The organism is Micromonospora tarensis (genome assembly GCF_016803395.1).
Taxonomy (GTDB): domain Bacteria; phylum Actinomycetota; class Actinomycetes; order Mycobacteriales; family Micromonosporaceae; genus Micromonospora; species Micromonospora tarensis.
Map to the genome: position 1 here is coordinate 1 of NZ_JAEVHL010000374.1, position 4,373 is coordinate 4,373.

Annotated in this window: 3 protein-coding genes and 1 pseudogene; 1 reads left to right on the forward strand and 3 read right to left on the reverse strand. The window is 71.5% G+C overall.

Features of this window, described 5'->3' with window-relative positions; translation table 11 throughout:
• Window positions 1-80 precede the first annotated feature (80 nt).
• From JM949_RS34075 to JM949_RS34085, 3 genes are all read right to left on the reverse strand, one after another.
• Window positions 81-1,121: a WXG100 family type VII secretion target gene (locus JM949_RS34075; protein WP_238434392.1), complete on the reverse strand. Its 1,041-nt coding sequence runs from the start codon at window positions 1,119-1,121 to the stop codon at window positions 81-83.
• A gap of 10 nt (window positions 1,122-1,131) precedes the next feature.
• A complete protein-coding gene (locus JM949_RS34080; protein WP_203152130.1) occupies window positions 1,132-1,572 on the reverse strand; it encodes a hypothetical protein in 441 nt (146 codons plus the stop codon).
• A 271-nt stretch (window positions 1,573-1,843) separates the two neighbouring features.
• Window positions 1,844-3,838 (reverse strand): TIGR03960 family B12-binding radical SAM protein, encoded by a 1,995-nt coding sequence (locus JM949_RS34085; RefSeq protein WP_203152131.1) that lies wholly within the window; start codon window positions 3,836-3,838, stop codon window positions 1,844-1,846.
• A 107-nt stretch (window positions 3,839-3,945) separates the two neighbouring features.
• Between JM949_RS34085 and JM949_RS38230 the strand changes: the two are divergent.
• Window positions 3,946-4,373: pseudogene (locus JM949_RS38230) on the forward strand (hypothetical protein); the annotation flags it as partial.

The window sequence follows — 4,373 nt, forward strand, 5'->3', positions numbered from 1 at the left end:
CCACGCCGGCCCGCCCCCGAAACCGCCGCCGGCGCCACCGAGACCGGCGCTGCCGACCCCACCGCCGCCGAGGCCCCCACTCAGGCCGCCCACGCCACTCGGGCTGCACCGGCCAGGCCGCTGCTGTAGCCGTCGTCACCGGTCGGGTAGCCGGAGCCGGTCGACGGGGGCGTGAGCTGGCCGGCGCCGGAGGGCGCGCCGCCGCCGATCCCACCAGTGGTGGTCGGGGAGAACGGGTCGACGGTGGACGTCGGACCGCCCACGTCGCCGATGCTCGGTGGCCTGCTGCCGATGCTGGGACCGCCACCACCGATGTCGGGCTTCCCGCCGAACTCGCCGGCACCGACGTCGGGTCGGCCGGTCGGCGGGACCCGGGTGTCGCGACGAAGGTCGTCGATATCGCTCGTGTCCGGACCGGTCACGGTGAGCTTGGGACGCTCGGTGTAGACCGCCTGGGGCAACGGCGCCATCGCCGTGTTCGCGGCCTGTTGATTGTCCCGGTACCAGTTGTCCAGGTGGGACTTGGTGTCCCACCACCCGCCCCGCTTCTGGTCGCCGGCCTGACCGTCGACCTTCATGGTCGCCTCCAGGTCGTCGGCCTTGTCGCGGAACGCGCCGTCGGCGTACGAGGCGGGGTTGTTCTGGTAGTCCTGACGCAGCGCCGCGAGGAACCCCGACGAGCTCTCGCCGTCGCGGGCGTCGTCCAGCTCGGTGCCGTTGGGCAGGCTCCACTCGTTGATGCCGAAGTCGTCCATCAGCGGGATCGGGATCGTGGCTACCGTCTTGCGGATGTCGCCCTCGATCCGCGTCAACGCACCACTGACGTTCGTCGCGTCGGTGATCAGATCCTCGATCTGCTTGCCGATCTTGCCCAGGTGCTCGCGGTAGGCGTCCCCACCGCTGCCCTTCCAACCGGCCAGCATCCCGGGCAGGCCGCCGACGTGCGGGCGTTCCTGGCCGGTCGCGATCGGACCGACGAACGACCGGCCGACGAGCGCGTCCCGTAGCTGTTGCAGGCCGCTGGAGAGGTTGCTCCAGCCCGCTCCGACGGATCCGACCGTCTCCGGGTCAGCGGAGAGCGTCACCTCGCGGACGCACCGCTCCCAGGTTCCTCCAGCCATGACGTCCCCCTCAGGCCGTATACGGGTAGGTGGGCGCACCGCCGGCGGTGGGCGGCGGGGCCGCCGACTCCAGCAGTCGTTCGATCTCCTTGCCGTTGGCGGCGTTACGCGCCTCGGTGTCCCGGAACGCCTTGGCGATCTCCTCGGTGCCCTCCTTGAGGGCGGCGAGCTTCTGGGAGAGCGTCGTGAGGTGCGCTTCCATGTTCGCCGTGGAGGTCTCCAGGGCCCGCCACTGCATGCGGGCGTCCTCGTACGCGCCGAAGGGGGTGCCGTTCGGGACGGTCTGGGCGTTGTTGCTGTCGCCCTTCATCCGCTCCTTGATGCGCTCCATCTCATACTTGAGCGTGTCGTCGATGTACTGCCGGAGCCGCTCGACGTACGTGGCGGCGGCGTCCAGGTCCTCGACGCTGACGTGCAGATCGCCGATGCTCGGCGGCGGGATGCTGCCCATGTGCTTCCTCCCCCGTCCCGACCCGCCGGGTCGGTCCATGTCAGACGCAGCGTATCGAGTCCTGCCTAGTCGGGGCAGCCCCACCGGCAGCCCCGAGCGCCATCAGCACGCAGAGGCCACAGTCGATGTCAACGGGGCGACCGCGACCGCGACCGGCCGACGCGGGGCCCGAACAGCACCAACGGGCCCGCGAGAGGCGGGCCGTTGGCGACATGTCGGATGTGGAGGGTGGTGGGGCAGCACCAACCGGCGCTGCCCGGGGGCAGCCCGGTCAGCCGTGCGAGTGGCCCGACGGGACCTTCATGCCGTTGCCGCCCAGCGGGGTGAGCGGGAGCAGCTTCTTGCCGGTGGGGCCGATCTGGATCTCGGTGTCCATGGACGGGCAGACGCCGCAGTCGAAGCAGGGCGTCCAGCGGCAGTCGTCCTGCTCGAACCCGCTGACCGAGTCCTGCCAGTCCTGCCAGAGCCAGTCCTTGTCCAGACCCGAGTCGAGGTGGTCCCAGGGCAGCACCTCCAACTCGTCGCGCTCCCGGGTGGTGAACCAGTCCAGGTCCACCCCGAACGCGGGCAGCGCCTCGGCCGCCGCGTCGACCCAGCGCTGGTAGGAGAAGTGCTCGCTCCAGCCGTCGAACCGGCCGCCGTTCTCCCACACCGTGCGGATCACCGAGCCGACCCGGCGGTCCCCCCGGGAGAGCAGCCCCTCGATCAGCGAGGGCTCGCCGTCGTGGTAGCGGTAGCCGATGGCCCGGCCCAGCGAGCGGTCCGAGTTGATGGCCTGCTTGAGGATCCTGAGGCGGTGGTCGATGACCTCCGGACGGACCATCGGGGCCCACTGGAACGGGGTGTGCGGCTTCGGCACGAACCCGCCGATGGAGACCGTGCAGCGGATGTCCTTGGAGCCGGTGGCGGCCCGACCGGCCCGGATCACCTCGTGCGCCATCTCGGCGATCTCGAGGACGTCCTCGTCGGTCTCGGTGGGCAGGCCGCACATGAAGTAGAGCTTCACCTGCCGCCAGCCGTTGGTGTACGCGGCGACGACCGTGCGGATCAGGTCTTCCTTCGACACCATCTTGTTGATGACCTTGCGGATCCGCTCCGACCCGCCCTCGGGGGCGAAGGTCAGACCGGTACGCCGCCCGTTACGGGACAGCTCCTGGGCGAGGTCGATGTTGAAGGCGTCCACCCGGGTCGACGGCAGCGAGAGCGATACGTTGGTGCCCTCGTACTGCTGGGCCAGGCCCGAGCACATGTCACCGATCTCCGAGTGGTCGGCCGAGGAGAGCGACAGCAGGCCGACCTCGTTGAACCCGGAGAACTCCAGGCCCTCGCGGACCATCTGCCCGACCGTGGTGATCGACCGCTCCCGCACCGGCCGGGTGATCATGCCGGCCTGGCAGAACCGGCAACCCCGGGTGCAGCCCCGGAAGATTTCCACCGCGTACCGCTCGTGCACCGTCTCGGCCAGCGGAACGAGGGGCTTCTTCGGGTACGGCCAGGCGTCCAGGTCCATCGTCGTGCGCTTGTGCACCCGGAACGGCACGTCCGCCCGGTTCGGCACGACCCGCTGGATCCGCCCGTCCGGCAGGTAGTCGACGTCGTAGAAGCGCGGCACGTACACGCTCTCGGTGCGGGCCAGCCGCAGCAGCAGCTCGTCGCGGCCGCCCGGCGAGCCCTCGGCCTTCCACTCCCGGACGATGGCGGTGATCTCCAGGACCGCCTCCTCGCCGTCACCGAGCACCGCGGCGTCGATGAAGTCGGCGATCGGCTCCGGGTTGAACGCGGCGTGCCCGCCGGCCACGATCACCGGGTCGGCGTCGGTGCGGTCGACGGCCAGCAGTGGAATGCCGGCCAGGTCGATCGCGGTGAGCATGTTGGTGTAGCCCAGCTCGGTGGAGAAGGAGATGCCGAACACGTCGAAGCCGCGGACCGCCCGGTGCGCGTCGACGGTGAACTGCGGCACGCCGTGCGTGCGCATCAGCGACTCCAGGTCCGGCCAGACCGCGTAGGTCCGCTCGGCGAGCGTGTCGGGCAGCTCGTTGAGCACCTCGTAGAGGATCTGCACACCCTGGTTGGGCAGGCCCACCTCGTACGCGTCCGGATACATCAGCGCCCAGCGCACGGTCGCGGCGTCCCAGTCCTTGGTCACCGCGCCCAGCTCGCCCCCGACGTACTGGATGGGCTTGGAGACCTGGGGCAGCAGCGGCTCGAGCTGGGACCAGACCGAGTTGGTCGCGGCCGCGGGTGGCGTCGTGGACGTGGCACTCATGATGCCCAAGGGTACGCGCCCGTCCGGCGGCGACCGCGCGCACGCCCGGTCGGCGGTGGTGGCGACGCGGTACTAACCTCGGACCGGCGCGAGAGGAGATTGCCGCGATGCCGGAGCCCCAGCCGGGAGCACGGCCGGCCGACGGGAGCAACCCGGACCAGCCGGATTCCCCGGGCCAGCCGGACCCCTCGGGCCAGCCCGACCCCTCGGACCAGCCGGACCCCTCGGACCAGCCAGGCCGTTCGGAGCAGCCCAAGCCTTCGGACCAGCCAGGCCCCGCCGAGCAGCCGGAGGGCGCGGCCACCACCGCGGAGACCCCGGCGCCCCGGTGGAGCGGTTCGGCCCCGGTGCCGCCACCGCTGCCGCGTCGACCGGTGTGGGGCGAGTCCGCCGAGCCGACCCCGACGCCGCCCGTGCCGGTCGGTCCGCCGGAGCACCAGACGCCGGTCGACCCGTGGGCCGGCGTGGACACCGGCGGCTGGGATCTGCCCTCGGCCGAGCTGCCCCCGCTGCCGCCGACGCTGTCCTACCCGAC

What these genes read in the sequence shown, in the direction of transcription:
- JM949_RS34075 (WP_238434392.1), bottom strand. Translation starts at nt 1,121, where the DNA reads ATGGCTGGAGGAACCTGGGAGCGGTGCGTCCGCGAGGTGACGCTCTCC.
- JM949_RS34080 (WP_203152130.1), bottom strand. Translation starts at nt 1,572, where the DNA reads ATGGGCAGCATCCCGCCGCCGAGCATCGGCGATCTGCACGTCAGCGTC.
- JM949_RS34085 (WP_203152131.1), bottom strand. Translation starts at nt 3,838, where the DNA reads ATGAGTGCCACGTCCACGACGCCACCCGCGGCCGCGACCAACTCGGTC.